We start from the raw sequence: 26,380 nt of genomic DNA on the forward strand, positions 1-26,380 counted from the left end.
TCAGCCTCCCATCTTTTCAAGGCTGGCAAGATCGGGCAGTTCGAAAATGGAAAAATCCGCCGGGCGAGCCGGGGCTTGTGTACGAATACCGGCGCGCAGCTTGGCCGAACGGGCGCGCGGATTGACCTCCGCCTCCTCTTCACTTGCTGCAATCATCGGCTTGCCGAGGGCATCGAAAATGGCCGACTTAGCCGCAACCATCGGCATGTGGCGCGAGCCTGCGGCGCGGTCTGAGCGGTCGGCGAAATATTTCTTGACGATGCGGTCTTCCAACGAGTGGAACGTTACCACCACGAGGCGACCGCCGGGCTTCAAGGCCTGCTCGGCGGCAAACAGCGCCTGTGCCAGCTCTCCCAACTCATCATTGACGAAGACACGCAGCGCCTGGAACACCCGCGTTGCCGGATGGATCTTATCCTTGGCTTTGCGCGGGGTGACGATTTCAATAAGCCCGGCTAGGTCGCGCGTGGTGCGAAACGGCTCTTCCGCGCGCTTCTTTTCAATGGCGCGGGCAATGCGGCCCGGCTGCTTTTCTTCGCCGAGAAATCCAAAAATGCGGATGAGGTCCGACACCTTGGCGCGGTTGACGACATCTGCCGCAGAAACGCCAGAGGCCGACATGCGCATGTCCAAAGGCCCATTTTTCTGGAAGGAGAAGCCACGCTCGGCCTCGTCGATCTGCATGGAGGAAACGCCGATATCCAGTACCACTCCATCCAGCCCTTGCGCTGGCGCATGGGAGGCGAGATTTGAGAACTTCGACTGGATCAGTGAAAGGCGTCCGCCATTTGCGGCGACCATGCCCTGCCCGCCTGCAATTGCAGTGGGATCACGGTCCAAAGCTATGACATCGGCACCCTGGTCGAGAATAGCTTGCGTATACCCGCCTGCGCCGAATGTGCCATCGAGAATGAGTTTGCCTGGCGCTGGCTCGAGCGCGGTCAGGACCTCACGGAGTAGAACCGGAATGTGGCGAACCGGTCCGCCACCGGCATCAGAAGATCGTCCGCCAGAATTCGCCGCCATTCCGTTTCCCCGTCCTATCCGGGGCGAACAGCAGAAAAACCGCGCCCCGTTCTTGCTGCCGTCTGCGCCTCGTGAAACGCTTCCGGCTGCCACAACTGAAAATGATCCGCCCGACCGACAAAGGTGACTTCCGTGCTGATGGCCGTAAACTCCCGGATAAAATCCGTGACCATCAAGCGCCCTTCCCCGTCGAGCTTCATGAAAACGCCGCCACCGTGAACCAGCAGCGACATTGCGTTCGCTTCCGGCGAAAAAGCATCCATGGATGCGATCTGCCGCTCGTATCGCTCCAGCAAGTCCGGCCCGCCGACGCTGATCGCTGGAAATGCGAAATCCTGGAGACAGTAAAGCTCCTGAATGCCGCGCTCCATCAGGACCGAACGAAACAGGGACGGAACCGAAACGCGCCCCTTGGCGTCGATCCTGTTCGTCACGTTCGATAAAAAGCGACCCATTGCCAAACTCGCCAAAACTGCCTGGTGCCGAACAAAAACCGGCACCAACTGGCAACACCGTTACGCACGACATATCGCTGACCGGCAGGACATAATGCCCATCGGACCTTTTCAGGCCTCTCCGTTTCAGAGATTGCGGGTCAAAAACACGACCCTTTGTGGTGTGCATTTGGGATACCATGGGACACTTTGGGCGTCAATGGGAGAAGCCCGCACGATGCCGGCCTCGGATCGAATATTCATATCCCGTTAAGTTTAACGAATGGTTTACCGTGTTCATTCAAGCACTTGCGCCAAGGCAATTAAAAATCATCAATCAAATCTAATTAAATAAATAAAAACAAACGCTTACGCGAGACGAACGACCCGCATCTACGTTTGGAAAGAAAAAGGAATTTGCCAGTTGGCCTGTAAGCCGGGTTCTGTATGGCCCCGGTTTGACCCGGAACGTGGCAGCCATTCATCTGGGACGGCATTTGCACGCCGCCTCTCGCAACCCACCCGGATAACTCGCCCAAAAACCGGCTGTAGATACGCTTGCGCGCATCCCGCGTTATCCCTATTCGGTCTTGCTCCCGGTGGGGTTTACCTTGCCACCCCTGTTACCAGCGGCGCGGTGGGCTCTTACCCCACCCTTTCACCCTTACCACTATAAAAGTGGCGGTCTACTCTCTGCGGCACTTTCCCTAGGGTCGCCCCCGCCGGACGTTATCCGGCACCGTGTTTTTGTGGAGCCCGGACTTTCCTCACCCTACCGTCTTTCGACATTGGTAAAGCGCGGCTGCCCGGCCAACTGGCACGGGCTCCTTAGACGGGTTCAGCGGCGAATGCCAACGGAAAATCCGCAAACGTCTTATTCCGTGCAGAAAAGCGGCGCGAAATCGGTCTCGTAGCTATCCTCGACAAGCTGTCCGTGGATGAGAAGCTGCGCACCCAGCCTGCCGATCTCGTCGCAGCTTTTTGCAGCAGCACCACATCCGCCCGTCAGCACCGCAATGCCGGGCGAAGTCGTGTAACCAATCGCCGGAAATCCGCTGGGCGTATAGGACGTGACGCAGGCAGCCATGGAAATCCTGGTCCTGTCGATCGATGGGATCAGCGTCTGGATAATGTCGGCGAAATTGTCCCGCACCTGGGCATTTCCACCTGAGCGGAACCACGCGCGGATCTCCGGGTCGCTACCCAGCGCAACATCAACAGGCTCGCCGCCAATCTTCAGATAGAACTTGCCATCCGGATATCGCACCGGCGGCAGAAGATAAATATGCTTGCGGGGATCAGACGGCTCGTAGATCAGCGATGGCATACCTGCATAGTGGTCGAGGTCGCTCTCGGGAATTTCGAAAAAGGCAACGGTGCGAGCGAAGACCTGCATCTGCAGCGCCTCCGGCAAAAGCCCCTGTGCAATGGAAAAGCCGCCCGCGGCAACAAGCACTTTTTCTGCCGTGTAGCTGTGGCCGGACGCAGTCATGACGGTGGCAACGCCGCCCTCTTCCCGCACGCTCAAGACAATGTCGTCGATGCGCGTAACGCCCTGCCTCTCAGCTGCGACGAGCTGCGCGCGCACCAATTCCCGTGGATTGACGTATCCGGCGTTGCGCCCTTCGAAAACGCCCTCGCAGTCTGGCTCAAACGCGAAATAGGGAAAGCGGGCACCAAGCGCCGCATCATCCAGAATCTCCGTTTCGACGCCCAGCGCTTCGGCGGCAGCGCACACATTCTCGATGTAGGCCGATCCCGTGCCGCGTTTCTTGCCGACAATGAGGCAGCCAACCTCGTGATAGAATCTGACGTCGCTTTGGCGTTCGATTTCGGCGTAGCGTGCAATCGAACGGTTGGCCAGACGCGCCCAGTCAGCGTTGCCATCAATGGTGCGCGTGATGCGGGCAGCATCGTAATGGCTGCCGAAAACGCCGGTATGGCTGGGAATATCGACCGGCTCGCGCGGACCGATGACGGCAATGCTGTCACCCGTCCCAGCCAGATGGCGGGCAGCAGATGCCCCCATCATGCCTGCTCCTACAATGATATATTTGAACTGCGTTGCCATGACCGAACGACTTTTCTTTTTCCGTTACAACAATTTGTAGCCACTTGCTCAATCACCGCCAGAGGGCTGGCGATATTTTCACAGGCCAGCTCCCACTCAGATGAAAACCGGCGCCATTTGAGCGGCGAAATCAGCTTCCGTCAGTTGCCCGTCCAGCAACAGGACCGCACCCAATCGGCCGATTTCATCAGAAGATTTTGCTGAAACGAAGTTGCCCCCGGTCAGCACTGCGATGTTGGAAGACTGCGTGTAGCCCACATAGGGGTAACCGGTGCGGGTGATGGAAGCGACGCAGGAGCCTGAGGTAACCGGGCATCCCGAAAGCTCTGGCATGATGTCGATTGCGCGACGGACGAGGAAATCCACTTCGCTGCCGGTACCATCCGAGTGAAACCAGGAAACCGCTTCACCCAGCGTGTTCAACCGGCCCTTCTCGCTCTCACCGCCGATTTTCAGATAGACCTTCCCATCCGGATATCGGACCGGCGGCAGGATGTAGACGATATCATCGGCATTTTGCGCCAGCACGATGGTGGAAGGCATGGCCGAAAACGCTTGCTGCTTGCGCTCGTCCAGCTCAAAGAAGGCAATTGTCCTTCCCGTTGCGGCCATATCCACCTTTGCGGGCAGAAGATCTGCCATATTGGTAAAACCACCGGCCGCGACGATGACCTTTTCGCCCGTATAGCACCGGCCCTCATGTGTTTTGACTTCAACGCCCGCTGCCGTGTCATGAACCCGCGTCACCGTCTCGCGGATGAGTGCCGCGCCCTGGCTTTCGGCAAGCGAGACCTGCGCCCGCACAAGTGCGCGCGGATTGACGTAACCAGCATTGCGTGGCTCAAACCAGCCGTCATGATCATCCGGCAATGCAAACATCGGAAAACGGGGCTTCAGCGCGGCGTTGTCATAGAGCTCGATATCAAGCGCAAGGCGATCCTTCTCGCGCATGGCCCCCGCCACGTAATCACCGCCCAGCCCTTTACCGTTTCCGACAAACAGGCAACCCACCTCGTGATAGAAGCGGACCCCGCTTCTGGCTTCGATCTCGCCGTAACGCGCGATGGATCGTTTCGCCAGCTCTGCCCAGACGGGGTCCCCGTCAAAGCCGCGTGTGATTCGGGCCTCATCGTAGTGGCTGGAGAAAACACCGTGGTGAGCCTTCCGATCATGCGGCTCTGCCGGGCCGATCAAGGCAACACCATCGGTTTGCGCGGAGAGATGCCGTGCTGCGGCAGCCCCCATCATGCCCGCACCAACGACGATATATTTGAAGTCCGCCATGCAGCCAGCCCCTGATGTTCGTGCCTGCGGCGTACGGGAAAGCTACCCGCTGCCCCCAGGCTGTGAAGCCCTCTTTTTAACCTCACGCCAGCGCCCGTCCACTGGTTTCATTCAACCAGGTTGGGGCGGAAGGGAAAAAGCTGATTGCCTTGACGATCATCAGCTCTGCAATAGAGCCTGGACCTTGCCGCAATAGCGCTTGGAGACAGGGTTCATGCGCGTGGCACCATGGCCCGCATTATAGCGCAGAATCGTGCTGCAGATCTGCCCGCCGCCCAATTGGTGAGCGGTTGCCAGATATTGCATTCCCCAGCGGATATTTGTTTCAGGATCATAGAGCGCCTTGGTCGTGCCCTTGTAGCCCATCATGCGCGCTGTTGCAGGCTTGATCTGCATGAGACCGACTTCACCCGCGCTTCCCCGGGCCTTGGGGTTGAACCGGCTTTCAACCGAAATCACCGCATGAGCCAGATTGGTTGGAACGCCGTAACGCTTGGCATATTTCACGATAAGGTTGGAATAATCACTCTCGAGATTTGTTGGAAGCGACTTTTCGGGGATAGGATAGCCCGGCTTGCGAATGTAGGTTTCCAGGGTGACGGTCTTGGTTTTCACTTCATCCTTGGCAAAAACAAATCCACTCTGCGCGGCGAGCATGGCAAGACAAGCCGAAACAGCAACAATTACTCTTCTCATCAGTATTATGTGTCTCCGGACACGAAGACTTCGGGCACAATCTGCAACGCAGAGCCACTCGGATAGTCCATTGGAACGATCCGTCTCAAGTCCTCATCATTGATATTGGCGACTTCTGTCTCAAACTGAAACACGTCGCGGTTTGGTGAGGCTTATAAAGGGGCCCAATAAGGATTTACTGTGGCAAGGCAGAAAAAACGATCGCGAAACCTGTTTCAAGGGGAACGTTTTTCTGAAAAACGCGTTCAAGCGCTCCGAAATTTCGGCAGGCTCGAAATCAGACGGTGCAAAGTATCGATGGTAGAAACATCCGCGATACCATCTACCAGAGCGGGCCGGAAATGCCGCTGGAAGGCAGCCACCGCACCCTCCGTTTTCTCACAATAAATACCCGTTATTTCAATGCCGTAGCCATAGAGAGACAGCATCGACTGCAAGGCCTCTACCGGCTGCCCACTGTCTCCACGCTGAAAGAACCGTCCACCGCCGACCGGCGTGGGCGAAACCCAGTGCCCGACACCGTTGTGCGACAGGGTGTCCCAAGGGAACCGCTCGCCCGGATCGATCTTGCGAATGGGTGCGATATCGGAGTGGCCAAGCACGCGTTCGGGGGCAATCGACCACCGTGCGCCGCAATCGCGACACAATTCAATGACCGCCGAAATCTGTGGCTCCGGAAAAGGAGGAAGCCCAGCGGGATGCCCTGCATTGGCGATCTCGATGCCGATGGAACGGGAATTTATGTCTTCTGCGCCAGCCCATAGGCTTTTGCCGGCGTGCCAGGCACGGCGGCTTTCTGGCACGAGCTGGATCACACGTCCGTCTTCAAAAACGAAATAATGGCTGGAAACCTGACTTTGCGGGTTGCACAACCATTCCAGAGCAGCGTCTGCGCTGCCCATGCCGGTGTAATGAAGGATGATCGTGTCAGGCGCTGCAACGTCCACGCGTTCGCCATGGTTGGGCGAAGGCACAACGGAAGCGCCCGCATAATCCGCTGGAAAATCACTCATGCGACGCGGCGTTCTTTCTCAATTGCCGCATAGGCGGCGTTGAGTGCCGCCATACGCTCATTTGCGGCGGCGTGCAATTCCATGGGAACGCCGCGGGCAATAAGCTTGTCAGGATGATGCTCCGCCACGAGCAGGCGATACCGCTTGCGAATGTCGGAAAAGTCATCGGAAGGCGAAACACCGAGAACGCGGTAAGGGTCGCGACCATCAGTGTGAACATGGCGCGCCATGATCGTTTCGAAGTGATCTTCGGTGATTCTGAAAATTTCAGCGATTCGGCCTAGAAACGCCATTTCGCGCTCGTGGATCAGGCCATCCGCCTTGGCGATATGGAACAGACCGTCGATAACGCTTTCCAGCATCTCGCAGTTCTTTTCACCAGAACCGCACAAGCCAGCAAGACGTTCCGCATAGGCCTCGTAACCAGCCACATCCTGCCGCGCGAGGTTATAAAGCCGCGCAACGTTACGTGCTTCCTCTTCCGGGAAATCGAATATCTGGCGGAAGGCCTTCACCTCTGCATCATTGACCATGCCATCGGCCTTGGCCATCTTTGCGGAAAGCGCGATGATTGCGACGGAAAACGATACCTGACGGCGTGTTTCCGGGTCACCCTCGAACACCGTCCGCACTGCTTCTATGACGCGTCCAAGCACGTTGCCTGCTGCGTCGCCGATTGCGCCGAGCAGCCGTTCCCACAGCGATGAAAGTTGCAAACAGGCGAAATCGTACATCATGATCTCAAGCATACGGGCCCGCTGGCTGATTGCAATATACATAAAGGTCGCATGTCATTAACTTTTATTCATCTTCGAATGAGATTTGCACACATCGACAGCCGCTGCCGCCTGCCCTTTCAGAACGGTTTTCCACAGGCTCGCAATGCCGGGAAGATCGCATGAGCGATTGAAACGATTATATCGCCCAACTCGTTCAATCGCTTTGAAAATTGGCGCGAAATGCCCGAATTTCTTGAGAAATTCACTTTACATGCCACATTCTCTCACGCATCCATTTGCCACCACCACATCTGGAATGAACACGAAGGAGAGCCACGATGGCTAAACAGAAAGTCGCAATGTTGACCGCAGGCGGTCTCGCGCCCTGCCTCTCTTCCGCCGTGGGCGGATTGATCGAACGTTACAGCGACATTGCGCCTGACATCGACATCGTGGCTTATCGCTCGGGCTATCAGGGCGTGCTTTTGGGCGATAGCGTTGAAATCACCGCCGCCATGCGTGAGAAAGCGCCCCTTCTGCATCGTTATGGCGGATCTCCAATCGGCAACAGCCGCGTGAAATTGACCAACGCAGCCGATTGCGCCAAGCGCGGCCTGGTCAAGGAAGGCCAGAACCCGCTTCAGGTGGCAGCAGATCGTCTGGCAAAGGACGGCGTCACCATTCTTCACACTATCGGTGGGGATGACACCAATACGACAGCAGCGGATCTTGCCGCCTATTTGGGTGCAAATGGCTATGATCTGACGGTTGTCGGTCTTCCCAAGACCGTCGACAATGACGTCGTTCCGATCAAGCAGTCTCTGGGCGCCTGGACGGCAGCCGAGGTCGGTGCGAACTTCTTCGACAATGTCAGCAACGAGCAAAGCGCTGCGCCGAAGACATTCGTCATCCATGAGGTCATGGGCCGCCATTGCGGCTGGCTGACCGCCGCTACCGCCCGCGCTTACATCCAGAAGACCAAGGGCAATGAATATGTCGAGGGTCTGCTGATGGGTGAGCAGCTCAAGAGCATCGACGGGCTTTATTTGCCTGAAATGGCCTTCGACATCCAGGCAGAAGCCGAGCGCCTCAAGAAGATCATGGACAAGACCGGTTTCGTCACACTCTTCGTTTCCGAAGGCGCAGGCCTTGATTCCATCGTTGCCGAGCGGGAAGCTGCGGGCGACACGATCAAGCGCGACGCATTCGGCCACGTCAAGATCGACACGATCAATGTCGGCGGCTGGTTCCAGAAGCAATTTGCCGGCCTTATCGGTGCCGAGCGGACCATGGTGCAGAAGTCCGGTTATTATGCCCGCTCCGCACCTGCCAATGGCGAGGATCTGCGACTCATTCAGAGCATGGTTGATCTGGCCGTGGAAAGCGCACTGAATAAGGTATCCGGCGTTACCGGCCATGACGAGGATCAAGGCGGCAAGCTGCGCACCATCGAGTTCCCGCGCATCAAGGGCGGAAAGCATTTCGACCTCTCGGCCAAGTGGTTCGGCGAAGTCATGGATCATATCGGCCAGCCCTACAAGGCAGCGTAACCTTAAAACGGTTACGCATCTTTGTGCCGCAATATCGGGCTAAGCCTGCAGACTGTGGCGCAAACACACCGCTCTCGACGTTATGAACACAAGACCCAGAAATCCGTTTCGGTTTCTGGGTCGATGCTGTAAGTTCAAAGAAAATGAAGTCGGGAGGGCAAGGAGGAACGCATATGTCCGCACAAGTCTGGCTAGTGTTTTGCATAGCCTGTGCCGTACTTTTCGCGCTGCCCTCGCCTATCTCCTTCAAAGTTGCGAGCTATTCCTCCATCCGTGGCAAGAAAGCTCTGGTCGCTGCCGTCATGGGCGCGACATCAGGCATTGTCACAACGGTTACCGCCGCATCCATCATCGTGGCGGGCGCGGAGTTTCTTCCCTCTGCCGTTCTGTATATTGCCCAATGGGCAGGCACGGGATGGCTGATGCTTTTCAGTCTGTGGACGATTGCTACTCCTGCGGCCCGCGAGGCCAATGCCGACAACGACAATCTCCGCGGCAAGAATTTCGGCAGCACATTTTCCGATTGCTTCAGTGTCGCATCCCTTCGACTGCGCTATTTCGGCTTTTTCGTTGCCTTCCTCATACAGTTTGTGAACGGCTCGCGTGACGTCGTTGAAATGGTATCGCAGATGCAGGCTGTCGTGCTGCTGATCGCTTTTGCAAGCCTCACCGCTCAAGCTGTCTTCGCTCAGGTGACGCTGTCGTCCGTACGGCGCATGTCCATCAGCAAAAAGCAGCGCAATCCAAAGAGAACGCACTTCATTGCTGGCCGTGCGGTTACCGCCGGATACAGACGGATCGCCGCCTGAAAACCCACAGCTTCTGCTATCGCGGTGAATGTCAAATTTACCATCCTATCTCGTTGTTTCTAAAAGCATGAGACGAGCTAGGTCGGCTCCTAACGTCTGCCGACGTGCGGCAGCAACAAGTCGCCGCTTGCCGGAATCCTTACGATAGGTTAATGATCGCCGGATAGGGACTGCCTGCTTCGCTTGAAACGGGGGTAACGAGCGACAGGCGCACTCAAGGGCGGCAGCATGAAATTTCCTGGCAGTTCTCGCCGAACATCGGCTCTACTTGTGTCATCAACCATGGGCCTTGCAATGAGCTTGGCGGGGTGCACAAGCGTCGAAGTCGCATCAAAAGCCGATATTCAACAGCCGAAACTCGCTGCCACGACCCAGCCATCTCCCGACGTGGCCGCCACGCCAACACAGACCCCTGCAACAGCGAACTCCGGTGAAGCCACAGCCGCCCAAATCGCAGCAACGCAAGCTGGCACAGCCGCCGCCCCTGCTGGCGCAACCGTCTCACCGGCAGGCGCGACCGTGGCATCGACCGCTACAGCAGCACAGGTTGCTGGCCCGACCATGGCTTCGGCAGTTGCCGTGAAGGGTGGACGTGTAGCCCTTCCGCCCGCTTCCGAAATTGCGGCCGCAGCAGCTGCTGCCGCCATTGACGCACAGATACAGCCACAGGCGCCCGCTCAGCAGGTTGCGCTTGCAGCGCCAGCCGCCACAGCACCGGCAGTCGCCGCTGTGGCCCACCAGACAAACACCTCTGCGGCAGCACTTCCGCAGGTCGTTGCGTTAAAGGGCGGGTTCCCGCCAGCGCCTAGCGCACCGGGCACCCCTTCGGCAGCACCCATTCCGCTGACCGAAGAAATGATGAAGCAGCAAAGCGTAATCCCGGTTCCAAAACCGCAGGGCGCCATGCTTGCCTATGCATCGGCTCCGCAAAACGCAGCCCTTGCTGCGATCAGCACCCGCGAAGGCATCACCACCGATGGTTCGGTCATGGCTGGCCGTCAGAAGCTGAGCGGACTGATTACCAAATATGCGACGATGTATGATGTGCCGGAAGATCTGGTACACCGTGTCGTGCAGCGCGAAAGCCGCTACAATCCCGGCGCATTCAATGGCGGTCACTTCGGCCTGATGCAGATCAAACATGCAACCGCCCGCTCCATGGGCTTCGACGGCCCCGCATCCGGCCTTTTCGATGCCGAAACCAATCTGAAATATGCGGTGAAGTATCTGCGCGGCGCCTGGCTGGTGGCGGACAACAACCGTGACAATGCGGTTCGCCTTTATGCGCGTGGCTACTACTACGACGCAAAGCGCCGTGGAATGCTGCACGTCCTTCGCAAGTAAGCGGTACTCCAACTCGTTTCACCACCCCGGTTCTGGTTTAATTCTGGCGCGATCAGAGCCTTGATCGTGCTCAGACGTGTGCCTTCCTGGTCCCAGCCGGAGCCGTTATGACGGCAAGATGAAGCCACCGTTAACCCGTCATCAAACTGTTGCGTCATGCCGGTAAACGCCTCTCAACCGAACGAGAGGTGGAATCATATGACGGGTGTCGCGCCGAAAACCGGTTTCAGTAAAAACCTTAAACTCAAGAACGCGTTGCTTCAGCACAAGGCCCTGTCCACAAGCGGCATGTCCGAGCGTCTGTTCGGCGTTTTGTTTTCGGGTCTGGTCTATCCGCAAATCTGGGAAGATCCGGATGTCGACATGCAGGCGATGGAACTGCGGGACGGGCACAGCATCGTCACCATCGGCTCTGGTGGCTGCAATGTTCTGACCTACCTTTCCCGCAATCCGGCGCGGATTGACGTTGTGGACCTCAACCCGCACCACATCGCCCTCAACAAGCTGAAACTCGCCGCCTTCCGTCACCTGCCAAATCATCGCGATGTTGTCCGGCAGTTCGGTGTGGCCAATGTACGCTCCAACAGCGATGGCTATGACCGCTTCATCGCACCGCACCTCGATCCGCAGACGCGTGCCTACTGGTCAAAGCGCACGTTGACCGGACGTCGCCGCATCTCCGTGTTCAATCGCAATATTTACCGCACAGGGCTTCTGGGCCGCTTCATCGGCGCTGGCCATGTTCTGGCCCGCCTGCACGGCGTCAAGCTTCAGGAGATGGCCAAGACGCGTTCGCTGGACGAGCAGCGCCAGTTTTTCGACCAGAAGGTTGCGCCGCTGTTCGACAAGCCAATGATTCGCTGGCTTACGAAGCGCAAGAGCTCGCTTTTCGGTCTTGGCATCCCTCCCCGGCAATATGATGAACTCGCCAGCCTTTCGGATGGCAACACCATCGCGCCGGTGCTGCGCCAACGCCTTGAAAAACTCGCCTGCGACTTTCCGCTCAAGGATAATTACTTCGCATGGCAGGCTTTTGCGCGTCGCTACCCGCAGGCTCAGGAAGGCAATCTGCCCGACTACCTGCGCAATGATTACTACCAGGCCATTCGCGACAATGCCTCGCGGGTCCACGTGCATCACGCCACCTTCACGGAACTTCTGGCTGCCAAGCCCGCATCGAGCGTTGATCGCTATGTCCTGCTCGATGCGCAGGACTGGATGAGCGATACGCAGATCAATGAACTCTGGTCGCAGATCAGCCGTACAGCAGCTCCCGACGCACGCGTGATTTTCCGCACAGCCGCAGAAAAGAGCGTGATCGAAGGCCGTCTTTCGCCCGACATCCGCGCCCAGTGGTGCTATCTGGCGGAACGGTCGCAAGAGCTGAATGCCCGCGATCGCTCTGCGATCTATGGCGGCTTCCATATTTACCAGAGGGCACAGGCATGAAGAGCATTGGCGAGAATATCGGCCTGGGCGATACCGGCCACGCGAACCTGATGGACCGCATGTACCGCCACCAGCGGCATATCTACGACATCACGCGCAAATATTACCTGCTGGGACGTGACACGACCATCGACAGGCTCGATGTACCGACAGGCGGCAGCCTGCTGGAAGTGGGCTGCGGCACGGGACGCAATCTTCTGCGCGCCTCAAGGCTCTTTCCAACCGCCAAGCTCTACGGCCTCGACATTTCATCCGAGATGCTGACCACAGCAGCCGAAAACTTCGCAGGCCATCGCGAGCGGCCCGTTCTGCGCGTGTCCGACGCAACAACTTTTCGCCTTAGCGAATTTGGCCGCGCCGAAGGCTTCGACAGGGTCATGATTTCCTATGCCCTATCGATGATACCGGAGTGGGAAAAGGCAGTGGAACGCGCCATCCTCTCGCTGGCGCCGGGCGGCTCGTTGCACATCGTTGATTTCGGCCAACAGGAAGAGCTGCCTCGCTGGTTCCGCACCATGCTACAGGCATGGCTGGCGAAGTTTCACGTCACGCCGCGCGCCAACATGAAGTATGTGCTACAGGCCCTGGCTGGCAGCTATAATGCCTCACTGGAATTTCAGCCGATCGCCCGAGGCTATGCCTGGCGGGCGGTTCTGACCCTGCCGAAAGTCTAGAGCAGACGTTCAGCCGCTGCAGCAATGAATTTCCGTAGGCCTATTGCCATAACGGCTTGTTTACCCTGTTATGGTAAACAGGAGATTACGCCGCTTCGTCATGTCTGGAGCGGGGACGTCATTCATTTCACTGGGATCAACATGCAGCGGCTACTTCCGGCACTCTTTTCGACCGTTCTGTTGTTGAGCGGCTGCACATCCACCAGCTACGATTTTCTTGAAACCGCATCCGTCGCCAAGCCTCGCTTCAAGGACAACGACCCGCAGGATTTCGGCACGCGCTCTCCCCACAAGCACGACGTTCATGGCATCGACGTGTCCAAGTGGAATGGCGATATCGACTGGCCGACTGTTCGCAAATCCGGTGTGTCCTTTGCCTTCATCAAGGCAACGGAAGGAACGGATCGCGTCGATTCGCGCTTCGATGAATATTGGCGGCAGGCAGCGGCGGCGGGCGTGCCGCACGCGCCCTACCATTTCTACTATTTCTGCGCACCGGCAGATGCCCAGGCCGACTGGTTCATTCGTAATGTCCCGAAGGAATCGATGAAGTTGCCGCCGGTGCTGGATGTGGAATGGAACCCTGCCTCCCCCACCTGCAAGACACGCCCCGCGCCGGATGTCGTGCGTGCGGAAATCCAGCGTTTCCTCAGCCGCATCGAAACGCATTATGGCAAGCGACCGATCATCTACACCAGCGTCGATTTCCACCGTGACAATCTGGTCGGTCAGTTCAAGAGTTACAATTTCTGGGTTCGATCCGTCGCCGCTCACCCGGCGCAGATCTATAGCGATCGTCAGTGGGCGTTCTGGCAGTACACCGGCACCGGCGTCGTTCCCGGCATCGGCACGCCGACGGATATCAACGTTTTTGCTGGCACGGAAAAGAACTGGCGCAGCTGGGTTGCATCGGCCGGCTCGCCGAAAGGCTGAGGCTCGTTCAGGGCTTGATTTTTCCTTGAAATCCGGCAGATGTGCTGCGAAATAATCGCTCGCCTTTGGAAACAAACGGACTGGTTACGCTTTTCCCACGTCTGCCCACGCTTCCGCCACAAAGCTTGCGGAACGCAGGGTCATCCGTTCATTTGAGGAATTCTGATGCTCAGCTTCTCGACACGCAGCTTCGCACTCGCTGCCACCCTTTTCACTTTGTCTTGCGGATCCGCATTGGCCGTAACGCCCATGCCTTCACCGGATGAGCCGAAGCAGGTTGCCTGCGGTGGTGACCTTGCAAGCTTCCTCGAAGGCGTAAAAACTGAAGCTGTCGGCAAGGGTATCTCTGCCGACGCCGTGGACAAAGCGCTCTCCGGCGCGCAGATCGACCAGAAGGTTCTCTCCCGCGACCGCGCGCAGGGCGTCTTCCGCCAGACTTTCCTGGAATTTTCCCAGCGCACAGTCAGCCAGGGCCGCCTCGATCTGGGCCGCAAGAAGCTGCAGGAATATTCTGCCGCCTTCAAGCGCGCGGAAGACGAGTTTGGTGTACCCGCGGGCGTGATCGCTGCCTTCTGGGCGATGGAGACGGATTTCGGCGCCGTTCAGGGTGATTTCAACACCCGCAACGCGCTTGTGACGCTTGCACATGATTGCCGCCGCCCGGAACTGTTTCGTCCGCAGCTCATCGCGCTGACGGAAATGGTGCAGCACGGCGATCTCGATCCTGCAACCAACACCGGCGCCTGGGCTGGCGAAATCGGCCAGGTGCAGATGCTGCCGAAGGATATCATCGCTTTCGGCGTTGATGGTGATGGTGATGGCCACATCAACGTCAAGTCCAGCGCACCGGACGCTATCCTCACGGCAGCCAAGTTCATCCAGCATCTCGGCTTCAAAAAGGGCGAGCCCTGGATTCAGGAAGTCACCGTTCCTGAAAATCTGCCTTGGGAAAAGTCGGGCCTTGGCGGCACGATGACAGCTGGTGACTGGTTCAACCTTGGCGTTGCCCCACGTGACGGCAACAAGAACTTTGCCACCCTGCCCGCAGCCCTCATCATGCCGCAAGGCCGCAAGGGCCCAACCTTCATCACCTACCCCAACTTCAATATCTATCTGGAATGGAACCAGTCCTTCATCTACACGACGTCCGCTGCCTATTTCGCCACACGCTTCATGGGCGCTCCGGTCTACAACAAGGGCAACCCCGATCCGGGCCTCGATGATGCGGCGATGAAGGAGCTTCAGGCCAAGCTCGATGCCAAGACGCATGATGTCGGCAAGATCGACGGCATCCTCGGCTCAGGCACACGCATTGCCGTTCAGCGAGAACAGCAGCGCCTTGGCCTGCCAGCAGATGGCTGGCCAACACGAGAGCTGCTGGACGCCCTGTAAGACTCGCAATCACAGCTTTGCATCAAAATGACAGAACGGCCGTGGCATTAACCACGGCCGTTTACTTTTTTTTACGTTTTGCACCGAGCGTTTCAAAGTGTAATATAAGTTGTTTTTCAAAGCCTTGATGCCAAACCATCGGAAATCATTGCCCTTTTCGTTTGCAGCGCAATATAAAATTCGCTTTTCATGAGACACAAAACGGTCATAATGATTACTGTCAACGAATGGAGGCAGAGCATGGGACTTACAAATTCTCTTAATGCCTTGGCAGTGGGTGTGGCGTTTGCGTTCGTCGGAGTGATGCTTTTCATCTGACGCGCATTGGGTATCGCGGACATCCAAACGAGTTGATCTTCATAAGCCATTAAAAAAGCGCAGGTCTCGCAACCTGCGCTTTTTCCATTCTCATATGCCAGCGATCGTCAGCTTCAAGCAGCCGATTTGCGCGCCGGCCTGTAACCAACATTTTCCAGCACGGCGTTGACGAGCGCAGAGCGGTTCATCGTATACAGGTGAAATTCATTGACCCCACGTTTCTGCAGATCGGCAATCTGCTCTGCTGCGACATCTGCAGCAATCCTCGCACGCGCGACGGGATCTTCATCCGCGCCAGCGAAACGCTCATCCAGGAACGCCGGAATGCTTGTGCCGCAGCGCCCTGCAAAACGCTTCAACTGCGTAAGGTTCTGGATCGGCATGATGCCGGGCACCACGGGGATTGTAATCCCTGCCCTGGTGACGCGCTCCATGTAGCGTTCGAAAATATCGTTGTCGAAAAAGAACTGCGTCAAGGCGCGAGTGGCGCCATTGTCCGCCTTGCGCTTGAGCATATCAATATCGACGGCAAGGCTTTCGCTTTGCGGGTGTTTTTCGGGATAGGCGGATACGGAAATTTCGAAGTCCGCGATTTCGCGTAGTCCACGCACGAGGGCAGCAGCATTTTCATAGCCTTCGGGGTGTGGCTTGTAATCCGTGCCAATACCAGTCGAAGGATCGCCTCTTAGTGCCACGAAGTGCTTTACACCCGCCTCGCGCAACTCGCGCACCACATCGTGCACTTCCTGCTTGCTGGCATCAACGCAGGTCAGGTGCGATGCGGTCGGCAGTTGCGCCACGGAAATCATGCGCTCAACGGCCTGCAAGGTAGGCGCCTTGGTCGTTCCGCCTGCGCCATAGGTCACGGAAACGAAATCCGGATTCCAGCGCGAGAGTTCCTCGACGGTTTCCCAGAGCTGGACGTCCATGTCAGGATTCTTGGGCGGAAAGAACTCAAAGGAAAGCTTGAAGTTTCCTGTTGTGTGATGGCCTGCCTCTGTTGTCGTCATATTATGCCCTCCCAGCGGATAGAAGCGGTGCCTCGATCGGCTCCTCGCCGGCGATCAGCAGGCGTGGATCGCGTGCGACCCAAATTGTTACGTCAAGCGACTGGGCGGATGCGTTGCCGGAGTGCAGATCGACTGCCTGTTCCGGATTGAGTCCTGCCTTTTTCAGCCACTCTTCCATGGTTTGATGCGAAAAGCCCAATCGAACATGGGCGTGCTCCTCGCGCAGATATTCAAGCGAATGTGGCGCGAGATCGATCACCACAAGACGGCCATTGGGGCGCAACATGCGCGCAGCCTCGGCAAGAGCCATCTCCGGCTGGTCAAGGAAATGCAGAACCTGATGGACGACCACCAGATCGAAATCCTGCCCTTCCAGAGGCAGGTTCAGGATATCGCCATGGCGCACGGATGCGTGGGCAACGCCAGCCTTGTCCAGATTGGCACGCGCGACGGCAAGCATGTCACGGCTGGCATCGACGCCGATGGCACGGCGATAGATGCCGCTCAGCAACTGAAGAATTCGGCCCGTTCCCGTTCCAAGATCCAGCATCGAATCCACCGGCGTGGTGCCGATAAGCTTCAACAACGCACCTTCGACGGCATCATCGCTGACATGCAGACGGCGAAGTTCATCCCAGGCAGAGGCGTTGCGGCTGAAATAGTCCTGTGCGCGCTCAGCACGCACACGCTTGACGCCAGACAGGCGTTCATAGTCACGCAGTAAGACGGCATCTGTCGAAGACGCCACGGAGAGAAGCTGTTTTATGACCTCTGCGCCCTTGCCATCCTGCTTCAAACGGAAGTACGCCCATGCGCCTTCCTGATATCGATCGATCAGGTCTTCCTCGGCCAGAAGTTTCAAATGGCGGGAAATGCGAGGTTGAGACTGGCCGAGAATTTCGGTGAGATCTGTCACCGTCAGGTCACCCGCAGACAAAAGAGCAAGCAGACGGAACCTCGTCGGCTCACCCGCCGCTTTCAACAGCCCCACAAGATTATCGAGCCCTAGAGTCAACACCACACCTCAATCCAATCAACATATAAAGATATCTTTATACGATTGAGCTGGATATGCAAGATGGGCTACGGAGATGTTGAAAGAAAAACAACACCTGGATTTCTCAATATGAGCCAAAGTGCAGCAAGAAGGACCCTTGTCTACGGCAATTATGTGCGATGACGTACACTATCCGACGCGACGTGATGACCGCTGCGTCGGACAATCTGCTTGCCAAGGGCCAGAACCCGCCAAATGAGCGGATACGACCTAGAACTCCTGCCAATCCGCCGAGACGGCCACGGCCGCGTTGCCGCGCGCCACCGGAGCTGCACGCCTTGCTGGACCGGAAGACGAATGATGGGGTACCGGGCGGTTGGTTTCCGCTATGCTCCCCTTCGAGCTACCAAGCTGGAAATGCGACAGAACCGCGTTGAGTCCAGCGCTCTCCTGGGCAAGCGAAGCACCTGCGGCGTTCATTTCCTCCACCATGGCGGCATTCTGTTGTGTGGCCTGGTCCATGTGGTTCACCGCCGTATTCACCTCCGCGAGACCGGAAGACTGCTCCTGCGCAGCCGTGGCGATAGCGTCCATGTGCGAATTGACGATCTGCACCAGTTTCTCGATTTCCGTAAGCCCCTCGCCTGTTTCGTCCACCAGCTTCACGCCTTCGGAAACTGCTGCCTCCGAATTGCTGATCAGCGCCTTGATCTCCTTGGCCGCATTGGCTGAACGCTGCGCCAGCTCACGCACCTCCTGCGCAACAACCGCAAAGCCCTTGCCCGCTTCCCCCGCACGGGCCGCTTCAACGCCGGCGTTCAATGCAAGAAGGTTCGTCTGGAAAGCAATCTCATCAATGACGGAGATGATCTGTGTGATCTGTCGTGAAGCACCCTCGATACGCTCCATTGCGGCGACCGCATTGCGAACCACCACACCGGATTGGTCAGCCCGTGACCGCGCATCACGCACGATGTCGCGCGCTTCGGCGGTGCGCTTCGAAGTAGCGACGACGTTCGACGTGATCTCCTCCAAAGCAGCCGCGGTCTGTTCCAAAGAAGCCGCCTGCTGCTCTGTGCGCTTGGCCAAGTTGTCGGAGGCACTCGAAATCTCATGAGATCCGCTAGCCACCGTCGAAACGGAACGGTCCACACTCAGCAATGTTTCACGCAGCTGGCGCACGGAGGTGTTGAAGTCTGAGCGAAGCGCCTCGAACTGCGCCGTCATCGGCATTTCGATCTCGCACAGCATGTCACCTGCATCGAGCCGACGAAGATTAGCTGCGAAGGTACGGGTCGTCTCGTCAAGCCGCGCTTCGGCTTCCGCTTCCGCGCGCTTCTGCATTTCCACCCGCTCGGCTTCTGCACGAATGCGCGCCTCACCGCTCTCCGCCTCAAGCTGAGCGTTGCGCACGGCAGCCTGACGGAAGATCTCGACAGACTGCGCCATGTTGCCAATCTCGTCCCGGCGCTCCGTATAGGGAATGGCGCTCTCACGATCACCCTCCGCAAGGCTCGTCATTCGCAGCGAAATCGACCGGATCGCAGAGGAAAGAGTGCGCGCTACGGAAACAGAAACCACGATTGCGAAAGCGGCAAACAGGCCGAGCAAAATAAGCAGTAACGTCAATTGCCGCCAGGCAGCATCCAGCTTCTTTTGAGCCATCATTTTCAGATTTTCGGCCGTATCTCGCAACAATCCACCGACATAGTCGCGGCGTTTGACCATCGCCGCGCTCCACGCATCCAGGTCACCCGGCGCCACGGTCGTGGTCACGTTCGCATCCATCGCGCTAAAGCTCTTCTGAATATGGAGGCCCTCAGGCCCCTGCCAGAACGCATCATAGAGGCTGACAATCGATGGCGGGTTGAGCTCGCGTAGAATTTTGCTTTGCTGACGGGCGGGCGCCATGCTGTTGGCATAACGCATCACTTCATCATGTGTGAGCGTTCCCTTCTTCCAATATTGCTGACCAATACGATTGGCGACCAGGTGTCCATCATTGACCTGCAGGAATGCGTAATAACCCTGAATGCCACGCGCCAGCTCCAGATCGGCCACGAGGTTGGCCGCGCGTCCGGCGATGTCCAGTCCTGCCGCAGACATCGGTTGAAGATATTTCAGAGGCAGCATGGGATCACTTTCCCCGGCATCGACCTTCGCGCGGAATTCAGAAAGACGAGCAAAACGCTCATCCAGTGCCGCCTTGATTTGCGCGAGTGTGGCATCGTTATAACCGGCCTCAACTGTCGCCTGATAGGCATCAACGACGGTCCGATAGGCCTCGTTGGAGGCTTGTCGCATCGCTGGACGGCGCTCGGGCGGGGCCGCGCCCTCCAGCGGCATCGCCAGCTGCAACTCTCCGCCAGAACGCGCCAGCCGCTCCAGTGTCACGGCATTCGCGGTCAAAATGTAGCTGGAATATGCGTTCCAGCTCAGCATTGCTCCGAACAGAACAGCCGCAAGCAGTGGAACGATGACCAGCACGCTCAACAAGGCGCGAAAAGAAATACTGCTGAAAAATTTTGACATCGATCCCCCCGATGAATGTCGTCATGACGTTTGGACTGCACCAAACGCATGGAATTACAAGTAAAAATGAATTTTTTACAACAGAATCCAGATACTCTTGCCCACCCTACACCCTCTGAAAGAAAGGCTCGAAATCGAATTTAAATAACCATGAAATAGTAAACAAAGAGATTGCTTTATCTCAAAACTACACAAGCGCGGAAGATTTAGGACGCTTACTCTATCTCGCCAATCTCGTCCATGCGGCTAGAAGAGACTGTCGAATTGTCGATCTCGCCCCGCGCCCGCCGCCCATTGCTTCGATAGATTTACCGCATTACTCCAGAGTTCCGATTATTGATAATTATCAATCAGTATAATCCTGCGCAAAAGAAAAGCCGCCGCATCAATTTGATGCAGCGGCTTCTTGATTGCAGTTATTCCCGGCAGATTAGCGTGTCAGGCGCTTATATGCCTGGCTGCCCGGGTTGAGGGCATCGGCGCCGAGGCGGCGGATCTTGTCCTGTTCGTAATCTTCGAAGTTTCCTTCGAACCACTCCACATGGCCATCACCCTCAAAGGCAAGGATATGCGTGGCAAGACGGTCAAGGAACATGCGATCGTGGCTGATGATGATCGCGCAGCCAGCAAAGTTTTCGAGCGCCGTTTCCAGCGCGCCGAGCGTTTCGGTATCAAGGTCGTTGGTCGGTTCGTCGAGGAGCAGAACGTTGCCGCCCGCCTTCAGCATCTTTGCCAGATGCACGCGGTTACGCTGACCGCCTGAGAGGTTACCAACCTTCTGCTGCTGGTCGCCACCCTTGAAGTTGAAGGCACCGCAATAGGCGCGCGAGTTCATGTCGAACTTGCCGAGCTTGATGATTTCAGCGCCGCCGGAGATTTCTTCCCAAACGGTCTTGTTGCCATCCAGTGCATCGCGGCTCTGGTCGACGTAACCGAGGTGGACCGTATCGCCGACACGGATGGAGCCCGCATCCGGCTTTTCCTGACCGGTAATCATCTTGAACAGCGTGGACTTGCCCGCACCGTTCGGACCGATGATGCCGACAATACCGCCTGGTGGCAGCTTGATCGACAGATCGTTGATGAGGGTGCGACCTTCGAAGCCCTTTGTGATTCCTTCCAGCTCGATAACGACCTGACCCAGACGCTCGGAGACCGGAATGATGATCTGCGCATCGCCGGGACGGATGTTTTCAGCGGCATCCACTAGCTGTTCGTAGGCCTTGATACGGGCCTTCGATTTCGCCTGACGGGCCTTGGGGCTGGAGGCAATCCATTCCTGCTCGCGAGACAGGGACTTCTGGCGACCGGCTTCTTCGCGGGCTTCCTGCTGCATACGCTTGGCCTTGGCCGTCAGGTAAGCAGAATAGTTGCCTTCGTAAGGAATGCCACGGCCACGGTCGAGTTCGAGAATCCAGCCGGTCACGTTGTCCAGGAAGTATCTATCGTGGGTAATCATCATCACGGCGCCGGGGTAATCGCGCAGGTGCTTTTCAAGCCATGCGATGGTTTCGGCGTCAAGATGGTTGGTCGGTTCGTCGAGCAGCAAAAGATCGGGCTGCGACAGCAGAAGACGGCACAGCGCAATACGGCGGCGCTCACCACCCGACAAGACGGTTACGTCGGAATCCTTCGGCGGGCAGCGAAGTGCTTCCATCGCCATTTCGACCTGCTGCTCCAGATCCCACAGGTTCTGGCTGTCGATGATGTCCTGAAGCTTCGCGCCTTCGTCGGCGGTCTCGTCGGAGTAGTTCATCATCAATTCGTTATAGCGGTCGAGGACTGCCTGCTTGTCGGCAACGCCTTCCATGACGTTCTCGAAAGCGTTCTTGGCGGGATCAAGATGCGGCTCCTGCTCCAGATAGCCAACGGTGGCGCCTTCGGCCAGCCACGCCTCACCGGAGAACTCCTTGTCCTGACCGGCAATAATGCGCAGCACGGTGGACTTACCGGCACCGTTTGGACCGAGAATACCGATCTTGGCATCTGGGTAGAAGGACAGGCTTACGTTCTCGAGTATCTTCTTGGCGCCGTAAGACTTGTTCAGCCCCGACATGTGATAGATGAATTGGCGTGCCATTGTAGCGAATGCTCCACGTCAGTTTGGGAAAGTTGCCGCTATGTAGGGTAAATGAGGCTTTGGAGCAACCTCCAACCAAGAATAAGCAAGCACCGGAGACACCGATGGACGATATCATGTTTAGTGCGATCAACCGGCTCGAAAGCCCGACAGGCGCCTCTCTCGCCTATCGGCATGAAGCCGCGAAAGGAACGCAACGCGGCGTCCTTATGATCTGCCACGGTCTTGTCGAACATGCGGGTCGTTATCGTCGCTTTGCGCAGGTGATGGCGCAACAGGGTTTCGAGGTCTATGCGCATGACCATCGCGGCCATGGCCGCACCCGGGCAGATGATGCCCCTTTGGGGCGGTTTGCATGGAAGGATGGGGCCTCGAAGGTGATGGCAGATGTGATGGCCATGCGGCACATGGCGGCAGAGCGTCACCCGGGCCTGCCCATCATTCTCTTTGGTCACTCCATGGGCGGGCTTATCGCTCTCAACACAGCGGTTAGCCACCCCGACGCATTTGACGGTCTTTCAATCTGGAACTCCAATCTCAACACCGGCTTCATGGGGCGAGTGGCGCAAGTCATTTTGAGGATCGAAAAGATGCTGAAAGGTTCGGACGTACCGAGCGGCATTCTTCCCAAAGCCACCTTCCGCATCTGGAACAGCAAGATGCCGGAAAAACGCACCTCTGCCGATTGGCTAAGCCACGACAAGGCCGCCGTCGATGCCTATGTCGAGGATCCGCTGTGCCAGTTCGAAGCCAGCGTCTCGCTGTGGCAGGATGTGTTTGATATGTCCTATCGCGGGCCCAAACTTCTGGCCCGGCTCCCACGGCACCTGCCGCTCCTGCTCGTCAGCGGAGATGAAGACCCCGCAACAAACAATGGCCGCGAAATCCGCTGGCTAGCGCAACAGTTCCGCTCCGCAGGCTACACTGACGTCACAGACCGCATTTACCCCGGAATGCGCCACGAAACTCTGAACGAAATCGGCTGGGAAGTCCCGGCTGCGGACTTTGCAGAGTGGACGCGGAAGGTGACAGAGACGGAGAGCTGAACGAAGTTCCAAAACGGAATAAGGCCATGAGATTATTTCACATGCACGCAGAAGTTAGCCCCGCTATAGATTTCTGAAAATGTGAGAAAGACATGGCAGAGATTTCCAGCAAAAAACAGCCGCCGCTTGCAGGCATTCGTGTGATTGAGCTTGCCCGCGTATTGGCAGGTCCTTGGGCAGGCCAGATGCTGGCGGATATGGGGGCGGACGTCATCAAGGTGGAAAGCCCTGATGGCGGAGACGATACGCGCGCATGGGGGCCTCCCTTTGTGGAGAGCAAGGATGGCGACAACTTGTCCGCCGCCTATTACCACTCCACCAACCGTGGCAAACGCTCCATCACCGTCGATCTGAAAACGGACGAAGGCCGCGAAACCGTGCGTCGTCTGGTCAAGACCGCCGATGTTGTCATCGAGAACTTCAAGCGTGGCGGGCTGGAGAAATACGGGCTGGATTATCAGTCGCTCAGGGCGCTGAACCCCAAGCTCATCTATTGCTCGATTACCGGCTTTGGCCAAACCGGGCCTTATGCCGATTTCGCCGGTTATGATTACATCGTGCAGGGCATGTCGGGCTTCATGTCCATCACCGGTGAGCCGGATGGCCAGCCGATGAAGGCGGGCGTGGCGGTGGCCGATATCTTCACCGGCATCTATTCCGTAACAGCCATTCAGGCCGCCCTCATCCATGCCATGCGAACGGGTCAGGGCCAGCATGTGGATATGGCGCTTCTGGACGTGCAATCGGCAGTGCTGGCCAACCAGAACATGAATTACCTCATTTCGGGCAAGGCGCCGGTGCGGCTGGGCAATGCCCACCCCAATATTTCACCTTACGAGGTGGTGCCCACCGCCGATGGCTTCCTCATTCTGGCCGTTGGCAATGACGGGCAATTCCGCCGACTCTGCAAGATCCTCGGCATCGAAACGGTTGCCGATGACGAGAGATATTCGACCAATAAGGCCCGCGTCGCCCACAAGGTCGAGGTCCGGCAGCTCGTTTCCACCGAGACGCTGAAATGGCTGAAGCGCGATCTGTTGACCGCCTGTGAAAGCAATGCCGTGCCCGCCGGGCCGATCAATTCCATCGAGGAAATGTTTGCCGATCCGCAAGTTGAGGCGCGCGGCCTGCGGGTTGATCTTGAGGCCGCCGACGGTACCGTCATTCCCGGCGTGCGGACGCCGATCGTGCTGTCCGAAACGCCATTACATTATAACCGCCCGAGCCCTCGCCTTGGCGAGCATCAGCAGGAAGTGCTGGCCGAGTTGATCGAGATTGAAAGGAACCTGACGCCATGAAGAGAACCGGTGGACAACTGATTGTCGAAGCCCTGAAAGCCAATGGCGTTTCCCGCGTGGCCTGCGTCCCGGGCGAAAGCTATCTGGCCGTGCTGGATGCGCTTTACGAAAGCGGCATCGAAACCGTGGTCTGCCGCCAGGAAGGCGGCGCTGCCATGATGGCAGACACCTGGGGACGGCTGACGGGCGAACCCGGCATCTGCATGGTCACACGCGGCCCCGGCGCCACCAATGCCTCTGCCGGTCTGCACATCGCCATGCAGGATTCCATACCGATGATCCTGTTCATCGGTCAGGTCCAGCGCGATGCGCGTGAGCGCGAAGCCTTTCAGGAAGTTGAATATCGCCGCGCCTTTACCGAGTTTGCCAAATGGGTCGGTGAAATCGATGATGCCCGCCGCATTCCCGAATTCGTAACCCGCGCCTTCGCCGTCGCCACCTCAGGCCGCCCCGGCCCCGTGGTACTCAGCCTGCCCGAGGACATGCTGGTCGAGTTGGTCGATGCACCCTCGGCCAAACCATACACGCCCGTCGAAAACCACCCCGGCCCGCAGCAGATGGCGAACTTCGCCGAACTGCTGGCGGCGGCTCAGCGCCCCATGGTCATCCTCGGTGGCACGCGCTGGAGCGAAGAATCCGTCGCCCAGTTCAAGACCTTTGCGGAACGCTTCAAGCTGCCGGTCGGCTGCTCCTTCCGCCGCCAGATGCTGTTTGACCACCTGAGCCCGTCCTATGCGGGCGATGTCGGCATCGGCATCAATCCGGCGCTCTCAAAAGAAATCAAGCAGTCGGACCTCATCATTCTGCTCGGTGGCCGCCTTTCTGAAATGCCCTCATCCGGCTATACGCTGCTCGACATTCCCTACCCGTCGCAGACGCTGGTGCATGTCTTCCCGCAGGCTGAAGAGCTTGGCCGCGTCTACCGGCCAGACCTTGCCATTTGCGCCGCCCCCGGCGAATTCGTCGAAGCACTCTCGATGCTCGAAGCGCCTGAAAACCCCGCCTGGGCAGAGCGCACAGCCGCAATGCACGCGACCTATCGCACATGGTCCACCCCGCCAAAGACCGGCCCCGGCCCGGTGCAGATGGGACCGATCATGGACTGGATCGAAGCCAACGTGCCTGAGGATACGATCTTCACCAATGGCGCGGGCAATTACGCAACCTGGGTGCACCGCTTCCACCGCTTCCGCCGCTTCAACACGCAGTCGGCCCCCACATCCGGCTCCATGGGATATGGCCTGCCAGCCGCAGTCGCCGCCAAACATCTGTTCCCGGAACGCGAAGTGGTCTGCTTTGCGGGCGATGGCTGCTTCATGATGCATGGTCAGGAATTCATCACCGCTGTGCGTTACGGCCTGCCCATCATCACCGTTCTCGTCAATAACGGCACCTATGGCACCATCCGCATGCATCAGGAGCGGGAATATCCCGGTCGCGTCAGCGGCACGGATCTCGTCAATCCGGACTTCGTGGCCTTCGCCAAGGCCTATGGCGGCCACGGCGAGATTGTGGAGAAGACGGACGATTTCGGCCCGGCCTATGAGCGCGCCCGCGCCAGTGGCAAGCCTGCGATCATCGAGATCAAGCTCGACCCAGAAGCCATCACCCCTGCCCGCACGCTGACGCAAATTCGTGAAGGCAACTGATATCTGCCAATGGAAATTGCTCTGCCATGATGTAAACCGTTCTGGCTAGAAGACGG

21 protein-coding genes and 1 other RNA gene are annotated in these 26,380 nt (G+C 57.7%); 10 read left to right on the forward strand and 12 right to left on the reverse strand.

Features of this window, described 5'->3' with window-relative positions:
* From rsmH to QRN85_RS14595, 8 genes are all read right to left on the reverse strand, one after another.
* Window positions 1–1,026, reverse strand: a complete 1,026-nt coding sequence (gene rsmH / locus QRN85_RS14560) for a 16S rRNA (cytosine(1402)-N(4))-methyltransferase RsmH (RefSeq protein ID WP_062585327.1) — start codon at window positions 1,024–1,026, stop codon at window positions 1–3.
* Between the two features lie 14 nt (window positions 1,027–1,040).
* A complete protein-coding gene (mraZ, locus tag QRN85_RS14565; RefSeq protein WP_062585324.1) occupies window positions 1,041–1,481 on the reverse strand; it encodes a division/cell wall cluster transcriptional repressor MraZ in 441 nt (146 codons plus the stop codon).
* 395 nt (window positions 1,482–1,876) lie between these two features.
* Window positions 1,877–2,278: RNase P RNA component class A (gene rnpB, locus QRN85_RS14570), an RNA gene on the reverse strand.
* Between the two features lie 56 nt (window positions 2,279–2,334).
* Window positions 2,335–3,531, reverse strand: a complete 1,197-nt coding sequence (locus QRN85_RS14575; RefSeq protein WP_284759019.1) for an NAD(P)/FAD-dependent oxidoreductase — start codon at window positions 3,529–3,531, stop codon at window positions 2,335–2,337.
* A gap of 96 nt (window positions 3,532–3,627) precedes the next feature.
* Window positions 3,628–4,815: an FAD-dependent oxidoreductase gene (locus QRN85_RS14580; protein WP_284759021.1), complete on the reverse strand. Its 1,188-nt coding sequence runs from the start codon at window positions 4,813–4,815 to the stop codon at window positions 3,628–3,630.
* Window positions 4,816–4,974: 159 nt separating this feature from the next.
* A complete protein-coding gene (locus QRN85_RS14585; protein ID WP_062585317.1) occupies window positions 4,975–5,511 on the reverse strand; it encodes a lytic transglycosylase domain-containing protein in 537 nt (178 codons plus the stop codon).
* A gap of 245 nt (window positions 5,512–5,756) precedes the next feature.
* Window positions 5,757–6,524, reverse strand: a complete 768-nt coding sequence (locus QRN85_RS14590; RefSeq protein ID WP_062585316.1) for an N-acetylmuramoyl-L-alanine amidase — start codon at window positions 6,522–6,524, stop codon at window positions 5,757–5,759.
* Window positions 6,521–7,261, reverse strand: coding sequence for a J domain-containing protein (locus QRN85_RS14595; protein ID WP_062585668.1), 741 nt, complete (start codon window positions 7,259–7,261; stop codon window positions 6,521–6,523). The genes QRN85_RS14590 and QRN85_RS14595 overlap by 4 nt, the downstream gene beginning before the upstream one ends.
* 320 nt (window positions 7,262–7,581) lie before the next feature.
* Between QRN85_RS14595 and QRN85_RS14600 the strand changes: the two genes are divergently transcribed.
* From QRN85_RS14600 to QRN85_RS14630, 7 genes are all read left to right on the forward strand, one after another.
* On the forward strand, window positions 7,582–8,793 hold the full coding sequence (locus QRN85_RS14600) for a pyrophosphate--fructose-6-phosphate 1-phosphotransferase (RefSeq protein WP_113093811.1): 1,212 nt from the start codon (window positions 7,582–7,584) through the stop codon (window positions 8,791–8,793).
* A gap of 173 nt (window positions 8,794–8,966) precedes the next feature.
* Entirely contained in the window at window positions 8,967–9,602 is a 636-nt protein-coding gene (locus tag QRN85_RS14605; RefSeq protein WP_113099383.1) for a LysE family translocator, read from the forward strand.
* 228 nt (window positions 9,603–9,830) lie between these two features.
* Window positions 9,831–10,946, forward strand: a complete 1,116-nt coding sequence (locus QRN85_RS14610) for a lytic transglycosylase domain-containing protein (RefSeq protein ID WP_284759026.1) — start codon at window positions 9,831–9,833, stop codon at window positions 10,944–10,946.
* Between the two features lie 198 nt (window positions 10,947–11,144).
* On the forward strand, window positions 11,145–12,395 hold the full coding sequence (locus QRN85_RS14615) for a BtaA family protein (RefSeq protein WP_284759027.1): 1,251 nt from the start codon (window positions 11,145–11,147) through the stop codon (window positions 12,393–12,395).
* Entirely contained in the window at window positions 12,392–13,069 is a 678-nt protein-coding gene (locus QRN85_RS14620; protein ID WP_284759029.1) for a class I SAM-dependent methyltransferase, read from the forward strand. Before QRN85_RS14615 ends, QRN85_RS14620 begins: the two co-directional genes overlap by 4 nt.
* Window positions 13,070–13,210: 141 nt before the next feature.
* Window positions 13,211–14,002 (forward strand): glycoside hydrolase family 25 protein, encoded by a 792-nt coding sequence (locus QRN85_RS14625; RefSeq protein ID WP_062585309.1) that lies wholly within the window; start codon window positions 13,211–13,213, stop codon window positions 14,000–14,002.
* A gap of 165 nt (window positions 14,003–14,167) precedes the next feature.
* Window positions 14,168–15,394, forward strand: coding sequence for a lytic murein transglycosylase (locus QRN85_RS14630; RefSeq protein ID WP_284759032.1), 1,227 nt, complete (start codon window positions 14,168–14,170; stop codon window positions 15,392–15,394).
* A gap of 431 nt (window positions 15,395–15,825) precedes the next feature.
* Here the strand turns inward: QRN85_RS14630 and metF are convergent, their stop codons facing one another.
* From metF to ettA, 4 genes are all read right to left on the reverse strand, one after another.
* Entirely contained in the window at window positions 15,826–16,722 is an 897-nt protein-coding gene (metF, locus tag QRN85_RS14635; protein WP_113093807.1) for a methylenetetrahydrofolate reductase [NAD(P)H], read from the reverse strand.
* Between the two features lies 1 nt (window position 16,723).
* Window positions 16,724–17,737 (reverse strand): ArsR/SmtB family transcription factor, encoded by a 1,014-nt coding sequence (locus tag QRN85_RS14640; protein ID WP_284759593.1) that lies wholly within the window; start codon window positions 17,735–17,737, stop codon window positions 16,724–16,726.
* Window positions 17,738–17,989: 252 nt separating this feature from the next.
* Window positions 17,990–20,251, reverse strand: a complete 2,262-nt coding sequence (locus QRN85_RS14645) for a methyl-accepting chemotaxis protein (protein ID WP_284759035.1) — start codon at window positions 20,249–20,251, stop codon at window positions 17,990–17,992.
* A 430-nt stretch (window positions 20,252–20,681) separates the two neighbouring features.
* Complete coding sequence (gene ettA / locus QRN85_RS14650) at window positions 20,682–22,331, reverse strand: energy-dependent translational throttle protein EttA (protein WP_062585297.1); 1,650 nt, start codon at window positions 22,329–22,331, stop codon at window positions 20,682–20,684.
* Between the two features lie 104 nt (window positions 22,332–22,435).
* Between ettA and QRN85_RS14655 the strand changes: the two genes are divergently transcribed.
* From QRN85_RS14655 to QRN85_RS14665, 3 genes are all read left to right on the forward strand, one after another.
* Complete coding sequence (locus QRN85_RS14655) at window positions 22,436–23,377, forward strand: alpha/beta fold hydrolase (RefSeq protein WP_284759038.1); 942 nt, start codon at window positions 22,436–22,438, stop codon at window positions 23,375–23,377.
* Window positions 23,378–23,469: 92 nt separating this feature from the next.
* Complete coding sequence (gene caiB, locus QRN85_RS14660; RefSeq protein ID WP_113169163.1) at window positions 23,470–24,675, forward strand: succinate--glutarate CoA-transferase; 1,206 nt, start codon at window positions 23,470–23,472, stop codon at window positions 24,673–24,675.
* A complete protein-coding gene (locus QRN85_RS14665; RefSeq protein WP_284759041.1) occupies window positions 24,672–26,324 on the forward strand; it encodes a thiamine pyrophosphate-binding protein in 1,653 nt (550 codons plus the stop codon). Before caiB ends, QRN85_RS14665 begins: the two co-directional genes overlap by 4 nt.
* The last annotated feature ends 56 nt before the right edge of the window (window positions 26,325–26,380 follow it).

Source organism: Agrobacterium sp. fls2-241-TYG-188a, from assembly GCF_030209845.1.

What these genes read in the sequence shown, in the direction of transcription:
- QRN85_RS14655 (WP_284759038.1), top strand. Translation starts at nt 22,436, where the DNA reads ATGGACGATATCATGTTTAGTGCGATCAACCGGCTCGAAAGCCCGACA.
- mraZ (WP_062585324.1), bottom strand. Translation starts at nt 1,481, where the DNA reads ATGGGTCGCTTTTTATCGAACGTGACGAACAGGATCGACGCCAAGGGG.
- QRN85_RS14615 (WP_284759027.1), top strand. Translation starts at nt 11,145, where the DNA reads ATGACGGGTGTCGCGCCGAAAACCGGTTTCAGTAAAAACCTTAAACTC.
- QRN85_RS14630 (WP_284759032.1), top strand. Translation starts at nt 14,168, where the DNA reads ATGCTCAGCTTCTCGACACGCAGCTTCGCACTCGCTGCCACCCTTTTC.
- QRN85_RS14575 (WP_284759019.1), bottom strand. Translation starts at nt 3,531, where the DNA reads ATGGCAACGCAGTTCAAATATATCATTGTAGGAGCAGGCATGATGGGG.
- QRN85_RS14590 (WP_062585316.1), bottom strand. Translation starts at nt 6,524, where the DNA reads ATGAGTGATTTTCCAGCGGATTATGCGGGCGCTTCCGTTGTGCCTTCG.
- QRN85_RS14580 (WP_284759021.1), bottom strand. Translation starts at nt 4,815, where the DNA reads ATGGCGGACTTCAAATATATCGTCGTTGGTGCGGGCATGATGGGGGCT.
- QRN85_RS14625 (WP_062585309.1), top strand. Translation starts at nt 13,211, where the DNA reads ATGCAGCGGCTACTTCCGGCACTCTTTTCGACCGTTCTGTTGTTGAGC.
- QRN85_RS14620 (WP_284759029.1), top strand. Translation starts at nt 12,392, where the DNA reads ATGAAGAGCATTGGCGAGAATATCGGCCTGGGCGATACCGGCCACGCG.
- caiB (WP_113169163.1), top strand. Translation starts at nt 23,470, where the DNA reads ATGGCAGAGATTTCCAGCAAAAAACAGCCGCCGCTTGCAGGCATTCGT.
- QRN85_RS14610 (WP_284759026.1), top strand. Translation starts at nt 9,831, where the DNA reads ATGAAATTTCCTGGCAGTTCTCGCCGAACATCGGCTCTACTTGTGTCA.
- QRN85_RS14600 (WP_113093811.1), top strand. Translation starts at nt 7,582, where the DNA reads ATGGCTAAACAGAAAGTCGCAATGTTGACCGCAGGCGGTCTCGCGCCC.
- QRN85_RS14595 (WP_062585668.1), bottom strand. Translation starts at nt 7,261, where the DNA reads ATGATGTACGATTTCGCCTGTTTGCAACTTTCATCGCTGTGGGAACGG.
- metF (WP_113093807.1), bottom strand. Translation starts at nt 16,722, where the DNA reads ATGACGACAACAGAGGCAGGCCATCACACAACAGGAAACTTCAAGCTT.
- rsmH (WP_062585327.1), bottom strand. Translation starts at nt 1,026, where the DNA reads ATGGCGGCGAATTCTGGCGGACGATCTTCTGATGCCGGTGGCGGACCG.
- QRN85_RS14645 (WP_284759035.1), bottom strand. Translation starts at nt 20,251, where the DNA reads ATGTCAAAATTTTTCAGCAGTATTTCTTTTCGCGCCTTGTTGAGCGTG.
- QRN85_RS14605 (WP_113099383.1), top strand. Translation starts at nt 8,967, where the DNA reads ATGTCCGCACAAGTCTGGCTAGTGTTTTGCATAGCCTGTGCCGTACTT.
- ettA (WP_062585297.1), bottom strand. Translation starts at nt 22,331, where the DNA reads ATGGCACGCCAATTCATCTATCACATGTCGGGGCTGAACAAGTCTTAC.
- QRN85_RS14585 (WP_062585317.1), bottom strand. Translation starts at nt 5,511, where the DNA reads ATGAGAAGAGTAATTGTTGCTGTTTCGGCTTGTCTTGCCATGCTCGCC.
- QRN85_RS14665 (WP_284759041.1), top strand. Translation starts at nt 24,672, where the DNA reads ATGAAGAGAACCGGTGGACAACTGATTGTCGAAGCCCTGAAAGCCAAT.